Genomic DNA, 19,172 nt, shown 5'->3' with positions numbered 1-19,172 from the left:
TCTGATATTCGCCTCCAGGAGTTTTGCCTAGCCTGACCCGTATTCGATGAACGGGCTGCGGCATATTCAAGTGAGCAAGGAGGCAGATATGAATAGGCAGGATGCACAGGCCGGCGCAACGCCGGAGACACCAAGCTTCAACGCAGGGGGAAGCGTGGATGAGGAGGTGTTTCACGCTATTCGGGTCGGTTCCGCCGAGTCGTTGCTGGAGGTGCTTGGCAGGCTCATGGACCTTGCTGGCGACAATGAGCAAGTCGCCCGACGGCTCATCGAGGAGGTACGGACTTACCAGATCAAAGACCTTGAACTGTTGCGGGCGTACTGCGAACAAAAAGATCGGCAAGCCATTGCCAGGCTGTGCCACAAGATGGCGGGTGCGGCTTGTGTATTGAAGTACCAGCCGCTGATCTCCAGCTGCCAGCGCCTGAGGGAAATCAGTATCGCAGGGACCTGGCCAGTGCTGCTGGAAAGGGCGCAGTGGGTCGAGCAGGCGCTGCTCAACCTCAAGGACATCTGTCTTGTAGCCATACAGGATGATGGGCCAATCAATCTGAGAGAACTGCCTCGTGAGCGCTGATTCCTCTGCTGCTCCAAGGGAGTAGTGCTCGATGTCCCGTCGCAAAACCGATAAGACGCTGATTCTGGAACAGACAGATGTCCATGCGTTGCTGGGGTTCGCAAGAGGCCTATATGATTCCTTTCTGCCTGGCTATTTCAATCAGGGCCAGAAGGTTGGTGGTGTTGAACTTCTTCAAGAGTCTTACTTTGTAAGTACTGACCGTTTTGTGACTGATAAGCAGAGTCGCTGCAATCTCCCTGTTGTTAAGACCCTGTGCCAATAACCTTAATGTGGTGATTTCCCTGTTGGTCAGCTGGGAGGCGGCAATGCTTTGCATCTGGTTGGTGTGAATGCTTTCCTGCAACAGGAGCAGAGAACTTTCAGGAAAATAGGTATGTCCTGATAACAATGCTTTTACTGCATCTCCCACCTCATCCAGCGCTTCGTCCTTGCAGATGAACCCTGCTGCGCCCCCATGCAAACAACGTACGGCAAAGTTCTTTGAGTCGCTGGAAGTCAATATCAGTGTTTTTACCAGGAAGTTATTGGCCTTGAAGTGAGTAAGTACGGATAGCCCGTCCAGTTGCGGTAGATCGAGGTCAAGTATTACCAAGTCCGGCTTATGGGTACGAACAACTTGAATGGCGTCGACGCCATTGTCTGCCTCGGCGGCGATATGGTGCCCGTTACGCTCAAGTATGACTTTCAATGCAATCCTGACCAGGGGGTGGTCGTCGACTATGACTATGGATCCCATAGTGTGCTCTCTCTATATTGGTTATGCGTGTAGGTTTTATATTCTTACTCTCTATATTCAATTCTTCTCATTGAGGTTGGGCCTTTTTGTCGGCGCTCATTGCGCAGGCCTACGGGTAGACTCCTTTAATTTTTTATTGAGTAGCGAGTTGGCCTGGTTCAGGCTACTGCGACGCGAGCACTTGGTAGAGTTCAGCTAACACGCGCGCGTTGAAGAAGTACACAGTCTTGTCTCATAAGTAAAGACGAAATCAATGAGCGGTTTATTAAGATATTTCTGATGGGTGCTTCGGCCGTCTCTCAATTCAAATTCGAAGGCTGATCGGTAAGCTACGGCTTCCTTTGGGGGTTCTTCATGGGGCACCTAAAGGAGCTTGCTATTGTTGTCGACCCATTGACTTAGACTTTGAGTGAGAGAGGCTTGGGCTGCCATGGCCGGTGTGATTTGGTCATGGCTGAACCGGGAGAACAATCAAATAGATTGCACTTCTTTTGCCGATCAACGTGAACAAGGAAATCACATGAAACGCACATCTTTACTGTCCCTGGCAACTTCCAGCTTGATGCTTGCTGCGCTTGTTCCTTCGTTATCTCATGCCACTGATGGCGTGGTTAACTTCTCTGGCAGCATCTCTGACGTGACTTGCAATATCAACGGCCAGGCACCGGGTGAAAACAACATCACCAACGTGGAACTGGGGCGCATCTCTCCTTCGATCTTCAAGGCCATTGGCGATGCTTCTCCGTTCGAGAAGTTCGCGTTGGTGCTGTCCGGCGCGCAATGTGCCAATGGAACCAAGGTCGTCGTTGATTTTGACCAAGTGGGCAACGTCGACTCGGCGACCGGAAACCTCAAGCTGATCGGCGCAGCGCCTGCCACCGGCGTGCAGATCCAGGTGTTCAACGACAATGTGGCTGCTGGCACGAAAATCCCGCTCGGTCAGTCGGAAGCCACGCCACAGGTCGCCACCGTTGCAGCCAACACTGCAACCCTCAAGTTCAAGGCGAACTATGTTGCGACCGCGGCTAGTGTTGGTGCGGGTTCGGGTAACTCTTTCGTTCGATACACCCTGTCGTATAAGTAAAGACCAGCGCCCGAGGAGTGATTCATGACGCCGAAAGCGCGTATTTTTTCTTCTTTCGTTCTCGGCGTCATGTTCTTGGGCGTATGTTCTGGAATCGTACAGGCGTCGGTAGTCATCCAGGGTACTCGGTTGGTTTATCCGTCGGATGCTCGTGAAGTGACAATAAAAGTGAACAATACCGGTGCCTCTGCTGTATTGGTCCAAAGTTGGATTGATGATGGCGATTCAACTAAGGGGCCCGAGGAAATGAAAGTTCCATTTTTGGTGTCCCCGGCGGTGATTCGCCTGGATTCGGACAGTTCAGCTTCACTGCGTGTTTCCTTCACGGGTGAAAAACTTGCAGAAGATCGGGAATCCTTGTTCTGGCTCAATGTACTGGAAACACCTCCACGCAAGGAAGTCGATGAAAATGTCTTGCAGTTTACCTTCAGAACCCGAATCAAAGTGTTCTTTCGACCCAAGAACCTGAAGTCGGATGTGGACTTGGTGGCGAACAAGCTCGATTGGCAATTCAAACAGGCCAGGCATCCAGATGGAAAAGGTAAAGTCGAGAATCGCCTGGGAGTTCAGGTGACTAATCCGACTGCATATTACGTTTCTTTCGGCAAGATAGAAGTTGCTCTGGATGGGCGACGGGTTGCAGTTAAAGATGAAATGATCGCACCTTTCAGTAGTGGGTTTTTCCCATTACCCGAACGGGCTCCTCAGACCTATCGCAAAGCCTCTGTTCATTACGAGGTCATTAATGACTTCGGTGGGCGGCGGGTGCTTGAAAAACCATTGCCCCTGTAACTTTTCTCACCCTGCAGTTTTTGTCATCTCTATGACCTGGCTGCATGCCGGTATCGAATATGTTGAACGTCCAGCGTAGTCATCTGGCTGTTTTTGCTTGTGCGTTAGTTTCGTACGGTTGGAGCCCAGTTCGGTTTTTTCTAGGTCTTGTTTCTACGGCGGCGATTGTCATGGCGACTGAAACATGGGCCGAAACTTCCACTGCCGAGCCTGCGGGGCAGGGCGTGGTATTCGATTCGCAGATGTTGTTTCAGACCGAAGGTGCCCCCATCGATACCAGCCGCTTTGAGCGCCAGGGATTTCTCATTCCGGGCAATTACCGCATCGACCTGCTGGTAAATGGCCAGTGGCGTGCCACGCAGAACATCGAGTTTCGCGACACCCATGGGCCGCAAGGGGGCCAGCCCTGTTATGAGCGTTCGTTGCTGGTCCGTGCCGGTATCGATCTGGACAAGGCTTCGGCGCAACCTTCCGCCGAAAGCATGCCGGAGGGCACCTACTGCGCCGACCTGGCTCGCTACATTCCTGGTCTCACCACGAAGATCGATCTCAAGAAGCTGACGATCGATCTTTCGGTCCCGCAATATTTCCTGCAGAAAGGCCGGTCGAAAACCTATGTCGATCCGGCGAATTGGGATCGCGGCATTTCTGCAGGGCTGCTCAACTACAACACCAACCTGTTCAGTGCACAGAATAACGGCCGAACCCAGACCGACGCTTACGCCGGTCTGAACATGGGGCTCAATATGGGGTCGGTGCGCTTGCGGCATAACGGCACCCTGACCTGGTCTCCGGAAGCGGGTAGCCGTTATCAGCGTGGCTCCATCTACGGCCAGACCGAATTGCCGGCATGGCGCTCACAGTTGCTGGTGGGCGAAAGCGTCACCAATGCCGATCTGTTCGACTCCGTATCGTTTCGCGGCGCCCAACTGACCAGCGATGACCGGATGCTGCCCGACAACGAGCGTTTTTATGCGCCTGTTGTCCGGGGGACGGCCAGCTCGAACGCCAAGGTCTCTATTTATCAACGTGGTTACTTGATCTCGGAAACGTCCGTTGCGCCGGGACCGTTCGAAATCAGCGATCTTCAAGCCGCCAGCTTCGGCGGCGACTTGAACGTCACTGTGACCGAGGCCAACGGGAAGAGCAGCAGCTTTACCGTGCCCTTCGCCACGACTGTTCAATTACTGCGCCCTGGAAACTCCCGATACAGCTTCACCGCCGGCCAGATCATCGATCCCGGGCTGCGCGGCAGTAACCAGTATGTGCTGCAAGGGACAGCCCAGCACGGTCTGGATAACGACATTACCGGATACATCGGCAGTACTGTCACGGGCAGTTATATGTCGGTACTGATGGGGAGCGCGCTCAATACCGATGTGGGGGGCTTTGCCTTCGATGTGACCCAGGCCAAAACCAACGTACCGAGAAGGGGTCGTCTGAAGGGGACGAGCCTGCGTCTTTCCTATAGCAAGAACCTGCCCAATAGCGGTACCAACTTCTCGTTACTGGCTTATCGCTACTCGACCCGTGGTTATTTGGGACTGCATGACGCGGTCGCGTTGCAGGACTTCGTCGAGGACGGCGAACGGGTGGAAGCCTTCTCCCGAATGCGTGACCGGCTGGATGTGAATATCAGCCAGCAGTTGAAGGCCACTGGCGGGCATTTCTATGCCAGTGGTTCGGCGCTCAATTACTGGAATAGACAAGGCAAGACCCTGAGTTTTTCCACGGGTTATAGCAATCAGTGGCGGGGCAACAGCTATTCCTTCACCGTACAGCGCACCTTGGGACAGAACCGGTCTTCAGGGCGTCGGGCAGTCAGTAGCAATACGACCTTGAGTTTGACCCTTACGATCCCGCTGGGCCGTGAGACCCGGGGCGCAACGGTGCTCAATAACTTCGTCAGTCACGACCAGAGCACGGGAACCCATTTGACCAGCGGCGTTTCCGGAACAGTGGACGACGCGGGCAAAGCCTCCTATGCCGTGGCCGTTTCCCGTGATGACAAGCAACGGGAAACCAGCCACAACGCCAGTCTCAATTATTCCTTGCCCCAGGTGGCCTTGAGTTCCAGTTTTTCCCAGGGCAGCGATTACCGCCAGGCGTCCATCGGCGCTTCCGGCGGCATGATCCTGCACCCCGGAGGGCTGACGTTTGCCCAGACCCTGAGCGAGACCAGCGGCCTGGTCTACGCGCCTCATGCCAAGGGCGCAGGCGTTGGCTACAGCGGCGCGCGGGTGAATGGCAGCGGTTACGCAGTGGTGCCCAGCCTGACGCCTTTCCAGCTCAACACCGTGGATATCGACCCGCAGGGCATGCCCGACGACGTCGAGCTGCAGGTGAGCTCGCGCAACACCGCGCCGGTGGCGGGGGCCGTGGTGATGCTGTCGTACCCGACCCGCAAGGCGCGCTCGTTCCTGATCAACAGCCTGCAACCCAATGGTGCGCTCCTGCCGTTTGCCGCGATCGCCACCGATGCCGAGAGCGGGGTGGAAATGGGCGCGGTCGGCCAGGGCAGTCGCCTGGTGCTGCGCAGCGAAAAGAACCAGGGTTCGATCCGCGTCGAATGGGGTGACCAGCCCGGGCAGCAATGCCTGATCGACTACCGCCTGCCCGAGCGCGATGCGGCGCCTGCCAAGACTGTCGAGGCGAAGGGTTATGAGGTGTTCGACCTGCCATGCCGCCCGGTACCTCCCGACGCTGGCGGGGCACCCGCCCAGGCGAGGAACGGCTGATGCAACGGGCATGCGGCTTGCGCCGCTCCTCGGCCATGGCTCGGCGGATCCGTGGCGGCCTGCTGTCGGCCTGGTTGCTGATGTCGCTGTGCGTCGACGCCCAGGCGGCGCTGGCCATTACCGGCACGCGCTTCATCTACCCGGCCAATGCCTCGGCGTTGACGGTCAGGGTCGGCAACACCGGCGATGCGCCGATCCTCCTGCAAGCCTGGCTGGACCGGGGGGATACGCACACCGACCCGAGTCGCCTGACGGTGCCGTTCGTCCTGTCGCCACCGATTTCACGGCTCGACCCACAACAGCGCAGCGCCCTGGTGGTGCGTTACACCGGCGAACCCTTGCCCGGCGATCGCGAGTCGGTGTTCTGGATCAACTTCCTCGAAGTGCCGCCGGTGACGACCACCGACAGCAATGTGCTGCGCCTGGCCTATCGCATGCGCATGAAGCTGCTGTACCGCCCTGCGGGCCTTGCCGGCAAGGCGAACGAGGCAATCGGGCAGGTGCTCTGGAGCCTCGACAAGACCCCGGGGCCGGACGGGCAGATGGCGCTGCTGGCCACCAGTCGGGCGCCTTACTACGTGTCCATCTCGCAGTTGGAGCTGGGCAGCGGGACTCAATCGATCAGTTGGCAGGGGATCACGCTCGAGCCTTTCGGCACGACCCGTATCGCCCTGCCCGCAGCAAAAAAGGCAGCCGTCGCCAGCGCGACGGTCGTTCGTTACCAGGTGGCGGTAGACAGCGGGGAGACGCTGAGTGGAAGTGCGCGGTTACAACAGTAGTTTTGCGATGGGCAGATTCGTGACGAGTACGTCGTCATGCGGCAGTGGCCGAGCGCCTGTGGGCATGAGTCCGGGGTGGCGCGGGTCGTGTTTGGTCCTGGCGGCGCTGCTGCCACTGGCAGTACCCGATATCGCCCTGGCTTTGCAGGTGCCCAACGCCGGCCAGGCGATGCGTGACATCGAGTCGGTCCAGCCGGCGCAGCCTGCTCCTTCGGAGCTGGAGTTGGACCTGCCCAAGGCCGAGACACCCGCCGCGCCGGCAGCCCCGGACACCTCCGGAATCCGGCTGCAGGTCAAGACGTTTGCCATCGAGGGCAACCAGGTTTTCACCACCGAGCGCTTGCAGGCACTGCTGGCCGACCTGCACGACAAGGAGTTGGACCTGGCTGGTTTGCGTGGAGCTGCACAGCGGATTACCGACTATTACCAGAAGCAGGGTTATGTATTGGCCCGCGCTTTCCTGCCACCCCAGGACATTGAAAACGGCCTGGTGCGGATCGCTGTGGTCGAGGGGCGTTACGGGCGCATCGAAGTGCAGAACCGTTCGCGCGCCCTGGATCAAGTGGTGCGGGCGCCGCTGTCGTCGCTGAACAGCGGCGAGGCGGTATACGACGCGGACCTGGAACGCAGTCTCTTGCTGTTGAGCGACCTGCCCGGGGTCCAGGCCCGAGGTACCCTGCGTCCTGGCCAGGAATACGGGACCACCGACCTGGTGGTCGATACCGAATCCGGGCCACTGTTGAACGGCACCCTGGAGGCGGACAACTTCGGCGGTTATTACACCGGCGAATACCGCCTGGGGGGCAGCCTCAACCTCAACAACCCCTTGCGTCTTGGCGACCAGCTGAGCCTGCGCGCGATGCGCAGCGACGAGTCGCAGCGTTATTTCCGCGCGACCTACCAGTTGCCGGTCGGCCCCTGGTCGACCCGCATCGGCGGGGCGTACTCGGAAATGAGCTACCGCCTGGGCAGGAACTTCGAGGTACTGGATTACCACGGTGTCGCCAGCTTCCGCAGTTTCTTCGTCGCCCAGCCGCTGGTGCGTAGCCGCACCTTCGACCTCACTGCGCAACTGCAATACGAAGACAAGCGGTTGCGTGACGATATCGACCTGGTCGAATTCAGCAGTCGCAAACAGATCGACCTGTGGACCCTGAGCCTCAGTGGCAACAGCCAGGACCGTTTTTTCGGGGGCGGCCAGAACTTCTTCGATCTGTCCTACGGCAGCGGGCGGTTGCGTTTCGGCGACCATGAGGAAGAAGTCCAGGATGGCCGCACCGCGGGCACCTCGGGCGAGTTCGCCAAGCTCAATCTCAATGCGGCGCGCCTGCAGCGCCTGAGCGATCGCTTCCAGCTCTACACCCGGCTAAGTGCGCAATGGGCCAACGACAACCTGGACAGCTCGGAAAAGCTCGGCCTTGGCGGCCCCTACGGTGTGCGCGGCTATCCGGTGGGCGCCGGCAGCGGCGACCAGGGTTGGCAGGCCAGCGCCGAACTGCGCTATGCCCTGGCGCCGCGCTGGCAGCTCAGCGCCTTCGCCGACAGCGGCACGGTCAAGGTCAACCGCCAGCCCTGGACCTCCGAGAACAACACCCGCCGGATCACCGCGACCGGTATCGGCGCCAACTGGGTGGGGCCTTCGCAGCAAGTCAACCTGACACTCGCCTGGCCGTTGCATGACAACGGCAAGACCCGGGATAAGCCGGAGCGCCGCCCCCAGGTCTGGATGAACGCGACGCAATATTTCTAGTACCTGCTCGTAGCAGGAGTGGTGTCGCCCTGCAAATGGTTTGCAGAGCGTTTTTTAAAGAAGAGGAAGCATCGTGAACAAGATGTATGCACTGGTTTGGAACCAGGCCCTGGCGTGCTGGAATGTGGCTCATGAAGGGGCACGTCGCCGGCGCAAGTCGGGTGCGCGCAAGGGCATGGTCGTGGCGGCTGTCAGCCTGCTGGGAGTGGGCGCCATGTCGTCGGCATTCGCCCTGCCGACGGGAAATACCCATGTCTCCGGGGAAGCCAATATCCTGACCTTCAACGATGGCAAGGAAATGTCGATCAACCAGAAAAGTGAAAAGCTGATCACCAACTGGAACGACTTCAGCGTCAAAAAGGGCGAGAAGGTCTCCTTCCACCAGCCCACTAAAAACTCGGTTGCACTGAACCGCGTCGTCGGTACCAATGCCAGTGATATCCAGGGCCAGATCAATGCCAATGGCCAGGTGTTTCTGGTCAACCCCAACGGCGTAGTGTTCGGCCAGGGTGCCCAGGTCAACGTGGGTGGCCTGGTGGCTTCGACTCGGGACATTGACAATAAAGACTTTGAGGCCGGCAACTACACGTTCTCGGGCAGCTCGCCGGCGCAGATCATCAACAACGGCGACATCATTGCCGCCCAGGGCGGCAACGTCGCGCTGCTGGGGGCCAACGTGCGCAACGATGGGGTGATCCAGGCGCAAATGGGCCGGGTGGCGCTGGGCGCGGGGGACAAGTTCACCCTGAACTTCGACGGCAACAACCTGCTCAACCTGCAAGTCGAGGGTGCCGCAGTGGATGCCCTGGTGAAAAACGGCGGCCTGCTCAAGGCCGACGGCGGCCAGGTGCTGATGACCGCCAAGAGCGCGAGCGACATGTTGCAGACCGTGGTCAACAACCAGGGCTCCATCGAGGCCAATACTCTGCGCGGCAACGCCGGCAAGATCACCCTCGACGGTGGCGATGTGGGCAAGGTGCTGGTGGCTGGCTCCATGACCGCCAGTGCTATCGGTACCGTGGGCAACGGCGGCTTGATCGAGACCAAGGGCGCGAACACCGAGGTGCAACTGGCGAGCCGGGTCAATACCCAGGCCAGCAACGGCCAGACAGGCAACTGGAAGATCACGTCGAACACCGTCAAGGTCAACCCGACCGCGGCATCGGGCAGCGATACGGCCTACGCCGATACCCTGTCGAGCAATCTGGCGACCACCAATATCGAGCTGGCCAGCAGTTCCGGCGATGTGGTGGTGGGCGGTCCTGTCACCTGGAACAGCGGCAATCGGCTGAAGCTGTCTTCCAAGGGCGATATTGAACTCAATGGCGGGCTGACCGCCACCGGAGCCAATGCCCGGGTCGAAATGAACGCCGAGAAAAGGGTCCGGCTCAATGGCAACGTGACCCTCAGCGGGGCCAACGGTAGCCTCGGGCTGAACCATGGCGATGGCTATGCCCTGGGGCAGAACGCAACAGTGACCCTGTCCGGTACGGGCGCGGCGTTCGACTCCAATGGCTCGCAATATGGCGTCATCCAGAACACCGCGCAGTTGCAGGCGGTCAATAACAACCTCAACGGCCTGTATGTCCTGGGTACCAATATCAAGGGTTACGGCGCCTTCAAGTCCATTGGCGGCAATAGCCAGTTCTCTGGCGTTTTCGATGGCCTGGGCAACACCGTCAGCGGTTTCACGGTGACCAATACCGGGCCTAACGTCGGTCTGTTTGCCGCCAACTCGGGCAGCATCAGCAACCTGAAGCTGGCCAGCATGACCGTCAATGGCACTACCTCGGGGACCGGTTTCAGCAATATCGGTGGCCTGGTAGGACTCAACAGCGGCACGCTGACCAACATCAGCGCCACTGGCCTGCGCGTCAACGCCAGCGCGGCGAACACCAACGTCGTGGGCGGCCTGGTCGGTCTCAACGCGGGTGGCGCTATCGATCGTGCGTCGGTGGGGCCTACCTCCTACGTGACCGGCAACACCTACACCTCTTCGATCGGTGGGCTTGTCGGTGAAAACATTATCGGCCTGGCCGGAGTCGGCAGCATCACCAACAGCACGACTAACGTCAATATTTCGGGTTACATGCAGCGCAATACCACAGGTAGCGTGGGCGGGCTGGTGGGCAGCAACAAGGGTGGCTATATCGCTGACTCTTCGAGCAGCGGCACCATCACCAGCAGCTACGGCGGCCTGAACATTGGCGGTCTGGTCGGCTACAACCAGAATGGCACGCTCGAGCGCTCGAGCTCCTCGGCAGCGGTGCGGGGTAATGCCGCCAGCAACATCGGCGGCCTGGTCGGGTTCAACACCAACAGTGCGATCAGGGAGTCCAGCGCCAGCGGCGCGGTGACTGGCTACGGCAGTGCCTCGGCAGGCGGTCTGGTCGGCTACAACCAGAACAGCACCCTGAACGACGTCAAGGCCACCGGTGCAGTCTATGACAACTCGGGCGCCAACGTGGGCGGCCTGGTCGGCCAGAACTACTACGGCCAGATCGACACCGCCGAGGCTCTGGGCAATGTCACCGCCGGCGCCAACAGCAGCACCGGCGGCCTGATCGGCAACAACTATCGCGGTACCGTGAGTCACGGCGTGGCCCGTGGCAAGGTCATGGCGGGCACCAACAGCCATGTCGGCGGATTGATCGGCAACAACGACGGCGATCTGAGTTCGGTCGAAGCCAGTGGCGAAGTCAGGGGTGGGACCAACAGCTTCGTGGGTGGCCTGGTGGGCACCAACGGTCGCACCCAGGGCGCCAACATCGAAACCGCCACGGCCAAGGGCCCGGTCTTTGGTGACCAACGCAGCAGTGTCGGCGGGCTGGTAGGGCAGAACCATGGCCAGATCCTCAACTCCCTGGCCCTGGGCACGGTGAGTGGTGGTTACTACGCCAACCTGGGCGGTCTGGTCGGATTGAACATGGGCAACGTTCGTCAATCGGTGGCCACCGGCAAGATCAACTTCAATCCTCGTATCGGCCAGACCTACGGCGGTCTGGTGGGCGTCAACTACGGCGAGATGAGGTTCAACTCGGTATCGGGTGAAGCGGCCCAGGTACCTCTGGCCGGCCTCAACTACGGGGTCATTCAGTAACCAGCAGCACGACCCGCTGATACCCAGGTATCGCGGGTTCTCGATACGCCATGCCGCGGCATGGCGTATCGGCTTTTTCAGGATCCATTACCTCTTTCCGGATGCCCCGCGACGCGGGTCGTCCATGCACAACCAAGGCCGGTCGGCCAACACGGCCGCGCTCAAGCAGAACATGGAGAATGCCCCCCATGATCCACCCATTGGCGTTCAGGCCTGGCTGCCGCAGGCGTCGGCTTTACCGTACTGTCCAGGCATTGGCGTGCCTGCTCCCGGGCTTGATCGGTGCGACGGCACAGGCTGACATGGTGGAAAGCCAGGCGATCGACTGCTCGTTCAGTAACAACGCCGGCCTGCCCTGGGTGGAAGTGACGGCATTGACCAGCGCCACCCCGGTAGGCGCCGTCCTGTGGCAACGACCGGTGGCCCTGATCACCAACTACAAATATGGCGGCGGCACCGGCAACAAGGCCCATGAGCTGGTATCTGCCGGGCACTGGAGCGCGGGCACGCCATTGCCCGATGGCATTGCGCCAACCAATATCAGTGGCATCGGTTTCAAGATTGCCGTGAACTCCTCGGACGGAGTGCTCAGGGAGATTTCCCAGACTAACAAACCCGTCGCGCAGGAAAAGAACCAGGTCATGTTTGACCCCGGCGCTGGCCAGAACCAGCGCTCGGTGATGGTGACCAACTACATACAGTCTCTGATCCTGACGGTTCCCCCCAGCCAGTTACCCAGCGGCGAGTTGATCGTCAAGCAGGTGGATGGCAGCTCGCGGCTGACGCTGTATGCGGTCGACTTGCTCAAGGGTGTGGCTAGCCTGGGCGAAGAGGTCAGCATCCCGAACGACAACATACCCATCGGCATCTGCCGCAAACCCTACCCGTTGATGGGGCCCGCCATCATCAATATGGGTGGCGGGCCCGGGCCCATTATTCCCAACAAATGCGAGGTGGAGTCGTACAAGACCATCCCGGTGAAGCTCGGGCGTTTCTCCCTGGCGGACTTTCCCAAGGTGGGTTCCACCTCGTCGCCGGTGCCGTTTCGCATCGAGCTGAGCCAGTGCGCGTTGAATGCCAAGCCACAAATCACTTTCACCGACAAGGTCGCCGGTCACACCGACCCCTCGGTGCTCAACCTGACGGCTTCGCCCAACAGCGCCAAGGGCTTCGGCATCATCATGATCAACGACCTGAACCAGCAGCGGATCAAGTACGACGGCACCCTCTACGACATGCAACGGGTGGGCGACAGCGCGATCATCCCGCTGCGGGCCGGCTACATCCGCACCGGCAGCGATGCCGAAGTCAAGGTCGGCGATGCCGATGGCGCGGCGGAGTTCACCTTTACCTTCCCTTAGCCATTCAGGCTTGAATGAAGGCCCTTCGATGACGATGGACGCCATTGCGGGGCCTTTCTACACTGGGCTCCGACCTGGGGATGGAGCACACGGATGAATCGCAACGAACTGCGCAAGGCCGATATCAACCTGATGGTGGTGTTCGAAACCCTGATGCTCGAGCGCAATGTGACCCGGGCGGCGGAGAAGCTGTTTCTCGGCCAGCCGACCATCAGCTCGGCGCTCAATCGCTTGCGCGCGATCTTCAACGATCCGCTGTTCATTCGCGTGGGCCACCGGATGGAGCCGACCGCCCGCGCCGAGGAGCTGATCCAGCACCTGTCGCCGGCGCTGGATGCCTTGTCCTCGGCCTTGAGCCTGACCCATGATTTCGATCCCGCCAGCAGCACCATGACCTTTCGCATCGGCCTGTCCGACGACGTCGAGTTCGGCCTGTTGCCGCCGCTGTTGCGGGCCTTGCGCCAGGAAGCGCCGAAGGTGGTGTTCGTGGTGCAGCACGCGGACTACTGGCGGATCCCGGACCTGCTGGCCGCCGGCGACATCACCGTGGGCATCAGCCAGACCCGTGGGCTGCCGGCCAACGCCAAGCGCAAGCTGCTGCGGCATATCCAGCCCAGCGTGCTGCGCGCCGATGCCAGCGACACGCCGCTGACCCTCGACGAATACTGTTCCCGCCCGCACGTGCTGGTGTCGCACACAGCCAATGTCAGCGGTTTTGCCGATGAGTGGCTGGCCGAGATCGGCCGGCAGCGCCAGGTGGTGTTGTCGGTGCCGCAATACAGTGCGCTGCCGGCGTTGCTGGCGGGGACCGACATGATCGCCAGCCTGCCGGACTACGCGGCGGCGGCCATGGCGGCGTCGGGGCAATTGTTCCAGGAGCCGTTCCCGTTCAAGACCCCGACCCTGGACCTGTCCATGGTCTGGCTCAGCCATGTCGATACCGACCCGGCCGAGCGCTGGTTGCGTTCGCGGCTGGAGGCGTTCATGAGCGACCGCGACCAGGCGCCGCTCAAGGCCCGTTGAGCTTCCTATCCCTGGGTCGATGATTTCAGGCAGGCCGTCGCGGGGCGTGTAGTATGGAGCGCCTTTTTCACGCCACCTTTCAGGGAGCTCTGCCATGCCTCATCTGTATATGGAATACACCGCCAACCTGCCGCAACTGGATGCCGACAAGGCCCTGCTGCGGTTCAACCACGCGTTGGTGGCGTCCGGGCAGTTCGCTGAATACGACATCAAGAGCCGCGCGCGCAAGGTCGAGACGTTTCGCGTCGGCACCGGTCTCGGCGAGCGGGGGTTCGTGCATGTGAAGCTGTCGTTGCTCAGCGGGCGTTCGCCACAGATCAAGAAGCAGCTTTCGCAAAGCCTGCTGACGGTGCTGCAGGAACTCTGCGAGTGGCCGGCCGGCGTCGAGTTGCAACTGGCGGTGGAGATCCTCGATATCGACCGCGACTCCTACGGCAAGCTCAGCATCGGTCACTGAGCCGGAATGCGGCAGGGCCTGAACCTACAATAGGCCCTGCTGCGCGCAGACCTTGACCACCTGCTCGCGGAACCAGGTGTTGGCGCTGTCCTGGTCGGTGTGCGCGCTCCATTGCATGTCCAGGGTAAAGCCCGGCAGGCCGTTGGGCGCTTCGCAATGGCTGAACACCGCGTCGTTGGTCAGCAGCGCCTGGATGCGCCGCGGCAGAGTCAGGATGAAGTCGGTGCCGGTGATCATCTTCAGCGCCGCGCTGTAGCTGTTGGAGCGCGCGACGATCTGCCGCCGGTGGGCCTGGCGGGCCAGCCAGCCGTCGACCATGTTGGTGGTCGAGGTCCAGGGCGTGGGGTAGACATGCCGGCGCTCGACGAACGACTGCAGGCTGAAACGCGGCTCCAGCGGCGGCGTCGCGCGCTTGTCGAAGACACACACCAGGTCATCCTCGAGCAGCACCTGCGACTTGAGGTCGGGGTGGTTGTGGTGAAAGTTCGGGCCGAAGCAGATCACCAGGTCCAGGCTGCCGTCGCGCAGCTCATCGGCGGGGATGTCGGTTTCCAGCTTGTGCACATTGACCGACACCGGCAGGTTGGCGAAGTCGAAGCCCTTGAGCAGGCGGGGCAGGATCAGCAGTTCGAAATATTCCGGCGCGCAGATGTTGAAGGTGACGGCCTGGCGGGTCGGGTCGAAGGCCTGGACCCCGGAGTGGCACAGGTTGATGCTCTCGAGAATCTTCAGCACGTGGCTGTACATGGTGGTGGCTTTGTAGGTCGGACGCATGCCGGTGCGGGTGTTGATGAACAGCTCGTCCTCGAAGCCGGTGCGCAGTTTTTTCAGGCAGTAACTGACGGTCGACTGACTCACGCACAGGGTTTCCGAGACCCCGGTCACGCTGCTTTGCTCGTACACGGCGACGAACACCATCAGGTCCTGCATATCGAGCTTTCTAAGCAAGTTACTGTTCAGCATCAGTTCCGTCTCGTTAAGCACCTCGCGCGGTCGTGCGCAAACTCGCCTGATGCTAACGGAACGATCGTCCTAATTGAATCCTTGCCCCGGGGTTTCATGGACAGCAAGGGGACAATTAATTCCGAGAACACGACCTGCGCAGTGTGGCGCAGCGCGTAGCGGCTTGTCCCTGTGCTTTGTGCGTTCAGCCGAGCGCCGGTGCCGGCCGGCGGCTGCCGAGGATCAGCGCGAACATGCCCAGGCCCACCAGCAGCGCGCCGAGCAGCTCGCTCGGCAAGGGTTGCCGGCCCAGCCCGAACCAATGGAAGAGGGTGATGAACAGGGTGCTCAGGTAGATGTAGGAAATCACCGTGGCCGGCGCGATCACCCCGATGGCCCGGTGTAGCAGCCAGAAGGTCGCCAGGGTGGCGAACAAAGCCAGGTACAGCAGCCACAGGCCGTCGTCGAGAGTGAGCAGGACGGCGCTGCGCCAGGCGCCACCGGGCAGGCAGAAGGCGAACAGGAACAGCGCGCCGAACAGCATGTTCCAGAAGGTCATGGCGGCCGGGCTGCGATCTTTCAGGCTGGTGGCTTTCAGCCGTTGGCTCAGTGGCGAATAACCGGCCATGGCCAGGCAGCCGACCCCATAGACGCCGACCCCATAGACGCCGACCGCGTAGAGCGACGGCATGCCCTCGGCGCCGCCCTTGAAGGTCAGCAGCATGGCCCCGGCGGCCGCCAGCAGCATCGGCAACAGGCGGTTTTTCGCAGGGTCGCCGCTCAGCAGGACACCCTCGAACAGCAGGGTCAGCAGCGGCACCAGGGCAAACAGGATGCCGGTGTTGACCGCCGAGGTATGCCGCAGCGCTTCGAACAGCGAGGCGAAGTAGATCGCCAGCAACAGGCCCAGCAGCGCATGCGCCCGCAACCCGGCGCGGGTGATCCGGAACGCGCCGTTGAGCCACAGCGACGGCACGAACATCAGGGCCGACAGCAGCAGGCGCAGGCCCGTCAGCAACAGCGGGTCGACGGCCTGGCTGACCTGGGCCGCGGCGAAGAACGAGGCGGCGATCAGTACCGCCCACAGCAGCATGCCGAGATGGGCGTTGAGGAAGCTGGCGGGTTTCATCGGAGCGTGTCCCGGGTCATTGGAAGTGGCGGTGGTAGTGCCGCGGATCGAAGCGCAGGACCATCAGGATCATCAGCGCCATGATCGCGGTCAGCGACCACCAGGCCCATTCGAAACTGCCCAGGCGGTCGCGGATGATCCCGGCGAGCAGCGGCGACAGGCCGGCGATCAGGTAGCCGATGCCCTGCACGAAGGCGGTCAGGCCACCGGCGCGGCGCGGATTGTCCAGGTGGTCGAGGGACACGATCAGGCTCATGGGAAACAAGCCGCCGATACCCAGGCCGAGCAGGCACGGCCAGAGCAGGCTCAGGTGCTGCGGGCTGAGAATCAGCCCGCAGAAGCCGGCGATGATCAGCACCAGCAACGCCACCAGCACCAGGCGGCGGTCCTGGCTGCGGTTGGCGATGGCCGGCGTCACCAGGCCCGAGACCACTTCCATGGCGGTGAGAAAACCCAGCAGCAGGCCGGCGTTCTGTTCGCTCCAGCCTTGTTCCACGTAGTAGGGGGCCAGCCACGCCAGGACACAGGTGTAGGACGCCGTGCCCAGGCCGAAGAAGATTGCCAGCAGCCAGGCGCGGCGGTTGCCGGCAAAGGTTTCGTGGTGGGTCGCGGCGCCCGGCAGTTTCGGCATGGCCGCCTGTTGCGCGTACCAGAACAGCAGCGCCAGGACCGCCAGCGCCGCCCAGATCGCCAGGCCCAGGCGCCAGCTGCCGGTGCGGCTCATCACCAGCGGGGCGAAGGACGCCGCGACCGCCGCACCGCCCATGATCGAGGTGACGTACAGACCCATGAACAGCGAGACATTGTCGGGAAAGCGCGACTTGATCAGCGCCGGCATCAGCGCCTGGATCAGGGCGATGCCGAGGCCGGCGAGCACGGCGCTGAGGATCAGCTCGGCGGCCGAATCGAGGAACAACCGTGACAGGGTGGCCAGGCCAATGACCAGCAGCGAAACCACCACGCTGCGGTGCTCGCCCAGGCGCTGGCCGATGCGCACGCCGAAGAACATCGCCAGGCCCATGGCCATGACCGGCAGCATGGTCAGCAGCGCGGCGCCGCTGAAGCTCAGGGCGATATCGCCACGGATGCCGGACAGCAAAGGGCCGACAGCGGCCATCGACGGCCGCAGGTTCAAGGCCACCAGAATCACGCTGAGCATCAGCCAGAAGGCGGGACGGGTTGTTGCACGAACGTTTTCCATAACCAGGCCTTGAACAATTCAGGCGCTGATTAGGCGATGGCCGGCGCAAGGCCGGCAAATCAGAAAGTCAGCGACAGTATTTAAAAACTAAATACTGCCGTGGATGCATATCCCTGTAGGAGCGAGCGTGCTCGCGATCAATCCGCAACGATAACGCGCAGCGTCGGATACACCGCTGCTGCGCAGCTATCGCGAGCAAGCTCGCTCCTACAGGGGCGGGGATCAGAACGGCTTGGTCGGCAGGTACTTGCCATCCAGGGTGATCACCGCGCGGGAACCGCCTTCCGGGTCTTCGACTTTCTTGATGTCGAGCTTGAAGTTGATGGCGCTGATGATGCCGTCGCCGAACTGCTCGTGGACCAGTGCCTTGAGGGTCGAACCGTAGACCTGGAGCATTTCATAGAAGCGGTACACGGTCGGGTCGGTGGGGATGCCGCCGGGGATGCTGCCGCGCGACGGGATGCTTTGCAGCAGGCGGCTGGCGTCCTGGTCCAGGTCGAGTTTGCTGCAGACCAGGTCGGCGGCCGCGGCTGGCAAGGCGTGCTGGCCGAGCAGGGCGGCGGTGACGAAAGCCAGGCTCAGGCCGGTGCCGTCGGTGAGCTGTTGCCACGACAGGTTCTTGCGCGCCTTGGCATCGATGATGGTGTCGGCCAGGGCCAGGCGTGGGGCTTGGGCGAATTGGGATTGCAGCATGTGGAGTTCCTCTTTGGGGATGGTGAAGCGGTTGTTGAACGAGTTGTTGAACAGAAGCTGTTGAAAAGAAGCTGTTAAGAAAGGCAGCGCTCAAGCCGCGTGTCGCGGTTTGCCGACCAAGGCGCAGGTGTCGGGGTGTTCGGCCAGGGACACGAAGCCCTGGCTCGGGCCATCCAGCGCGGCAATGTCGCCGCTGGCGATGTCGTAGACCCAGCCGTGCAGGTTCAGCCGGCCCTGTTCCAGGGCCAGGGCGACCGCCGGATGCGTCTTCAGGTTAGCCAGCTGGGCGATTACGTTTTCCCGCACCAGGGCATCCAGGCGTGCCTCGTCCGAGGCATGGCTGCGGGCGGCATTGACCACCTTGGCCGACTCGGCATGGCGCAGCCAGCTGGCCACGGCGGGCAGGTGGTCCAGGCATTTGCAGGTGGAAATGGCGGTCATGGCGCCGCAGTCCGAATGCCCGCAGATCACGATGTCGCTGACCCCGAGCACGGCCACTGCGTATTCCACGGTGGCCGACACGCCGCCCGGTTCCGGCCCGTAGGAGGGCACGATATTGCCGGCGTTGCGGATCACGAACAGATCGCCCGGTTCCTGCTGGGTCAGCAGTTCCGGCACCACCCGGCTGTCGGAGCAGGTGACGAACAGGGTGCCCGGGTTCTGGGTGGTGGCCAGTTGCTTGAACAGCTCGCTGCGTTTGGGAAAGGCTTCGCGCTGGAACTTGAGGAAGCCGTCGATGATGTGCTGCATGGTGGTTCTCCTTGCATCGCTGATGGCGCAAGGATGGAAAATTTCAGCTATAGCGTC

At 61.2% G+C, this 19,172-nt stretch carries 16 protein-coding genes; 10 read left to right on the top strand and 6 right to left on the bottom strand.

Annotation, left to right across the window (positions count from 1 at the left end; translation table 11 throughout):
• Positions 1-88 precede the first annotated feature (88 nt).
• Positions 89-577 carry an Hpt domain-containing protein gene (locus tag NRG23_RS11915; protein ID WP_028681853.1) on the top strand — a complete coding sequence of 163 codons (489 nt, stop codon included), beginning with the start codon at positions 89-91 and terminating at the stop codon, positions 575-577.
• 109 nt (positions 578-686) lie between these two features.
• Here the strand turns inward: NRG23_RS11915 and NRG23_RS11910 are convergent, their stop codons facing one another.
• Positions 687-1,316 (bottom strand): response regulator transcription factor, encoded by a 630-nt coding sequence (locus tag NRG23_RS11910; protein WP_009047547.1) that lies wholly within the window; start codon positions 1,314-1,316, stop codon positions 687-689.
• Positions 1,317-1,836: 520 nt separating this feature from the next.
• Here NRG23_RS11910 and NRG23_RS11905 point away from each other — a divergent pair.
• The 9 genes from NRG23_RS11905 (at position 1,837) to NRG23_RS11865 (ending at position 14,400) form a co-directional block, all read left to right on the top strand.
• Positions 1,837-2,400, top strand: coding sequence for a fimbrial protein (locus NRG23_RS11905; protein ID WP_009047548.1), 564 nt, complete (start codon positions 1,837-1,839; stop codon positions 2,398-2,400).
• A 24-nt stretch (positions 2,401-2,424) separates the two neighbouring features.
• Positions 2,425-3,192 (top strand): molecular chaperone, encoded by a 768-nt coding sequence (locus NRG23_RS11900; RefSeq protein ID WP_009047549.1) that lies wholly within the window; start codon positions 2,425-2,427, stop codon positions 3,190-3,192.
• 170 nt (positions 3,193-3,362) lie between these two features.
• Positions 3,363-5,930 carry a fimbria/pilus outer membrane usher protein gene (locus NRG23_RS11895; protein ID WP_198919886.1) on the top strand — a complete coding sequence of 856 codons (2,568 nt, stop codon included), beginning with the start codon at positions 3,363-3,365 and terminating at the stop codon, positions 5,928-5,930.
• Positions 5,931-5,965: 35 nt separating this feature from the next.
• The gene (locus NRG23_RS11890; protein WP_371920943.1) at positions 5,966-6,709 is read left to right on the top strand and encodes a molecular chaperone; all 744 of its coding nucleotides are present in this window, start codon (positions 5,966-5,968) and stop codon (positions 6,707-6,709) included.
• Positions 6,710-6,773: 64 nt separating this feature from the next.
• Positions 6,774-8,459, top strand: a complete 1,686-nt coding sequence (locus NRG23_RS11885) for a ShlB/FhaC/HecB family hemolysin secretion/activation protein (RefSeq protein ID WP_257374658.1) — start codon at positions 6,774-6,776, stop codon at positions 8,457-8,459.
• 73 nt (positions 8,460-8,532) lie between these two features.
• Positions 8,533-11,559 carry a GLUG motif-containing protein gene (locus tag NRG23_RS11880; RefSeq protein WP_257374657.1) on the top strand — a complete coding sequence of 1,009 codons (3,027 nt, stop codon included), beginning with the start codon at positions 8,533-8,535 and terminating at the stop codon, positions 11,557-11,559.
• 188 nt (positions 11,560-11,747) lie between these two features.
• Positions 11,748-12,920 carry a fimbrial protein gene (locus NRG23_RS11875; protein WP_028681858.1) on the top strand — a complete coding sequence of 391 codons (1,173 nt, stop codon included), beginning with the start codon at positions 11,748-11,750 and terminating at the stop codon, positions 12,918-12,920.
• A 93-nt stretch (positions 12,921-13,013) separates the two neighbouring features.
• Entirely contained in the window at positions 13,014-13,943 is a 930-nt protein-coding gene (locus NRG23_RS11870; RefSeq protein ID WP_009047555.1) for a LysR substrate-binding domain-containing protein, read from the top strand.
• 94 nt (positions 13,944-14,037) lie between these two features.
• Positions 14,038-14,400: a 5-carboxymethyl-2-hydroxymuconate Delta-isomerase gene (locus tag NRG23_RS11865; protein WP_009047556.1), complete on the top strand. Its 363-nt coding sequence runs from the start codon at positions 14,038-14,040 to the stop codon at positions 14,398-14,400.
• Positions 14,401-14,424: 24 nt separating this feature from the next.
• On the opposite strand, the gene NRG23_RS11860 is transcribed toward NRG23_RS11865, so the two are convergent.
• The 5 genes from NRG23_RS11860 to NRG23_RS11840 form a co-directional block, all read right to left on the bottom strand.
• Positions 14,425-15,363, bottom strand: coding sequence for a LysR family transcriptional regulator (locus tag NRG23_RS11860; RefSeq protein ID WP_257374656.1), 939 nt, complete (start codon positions 15,361-15,363; stop codon positions 14,425-14,427).
• Positions 15,364-15,547: 184 nt separating this feature from the next.
• Positions 15,548-16,471 carry a DMT family transporter gene (locus tag NRG23_RS11855; protein WP_257374655.1) on the bottom strand — a complete coding sequence of 308 codons (924 nt, stop codon included), beginning with the start codon at positions 16,469-16,471 and terminating at the stop codon, positions 15,548-15,550.
• 16 nt (positions 16,472-16,487) lie between these two features.
• Complete coding sequence (locus NRG23_RS11850) at positions 16,488-17,672, bottom strand: cyanate transporter (RefSeq protein ID WP_257374654.1); 1,185 nt, start codon at positions 17,670-17,672, stop codon at positions 16,488-16,490.
• Positions 17,673-17,894: 222 nt separating this feature from the next.
• Entirely contained in the window at positions 17,895-18,365 is a 471-nt protein-coding gene (cynS, locus tag NRG23_RS11845; RefSeq protein WP_009042607.1) for a cyanase, read from the bottom strand.
• Positions 18,366-18,455: 90 nt separating this feature from the next.
• The gene (locus tag NRG23_RS11840; RefSeq protein WP_009047560.1) at positions 18,456-19,115 is read right to left on the bottom strand and encodes a carbonic anhydrase; all 660 of its coding nucleotides are present in this window, start codon (positions 19,113-19,115) and stop codon (positions 18,456-18,458) included.
• Positions 19,116-19,172: the final 57 nt, after the last annotated feature.

This window comes from Pseudomonas sp. T8 (assembly GCF_024610635.1).
GTDB lineage: Bacteria > Pseudomonadota > Gammaproteobacteria > Pseudomonadales > Pseudomonadaceae > Aquipseudomonas > Aquipseudomonas chlororaphis_I.
The sequence above is the reverse complement of the archived record's forward strand: the minus strand, read 5'-3'. Positions and strand labels throughout refer to the sequence as shown.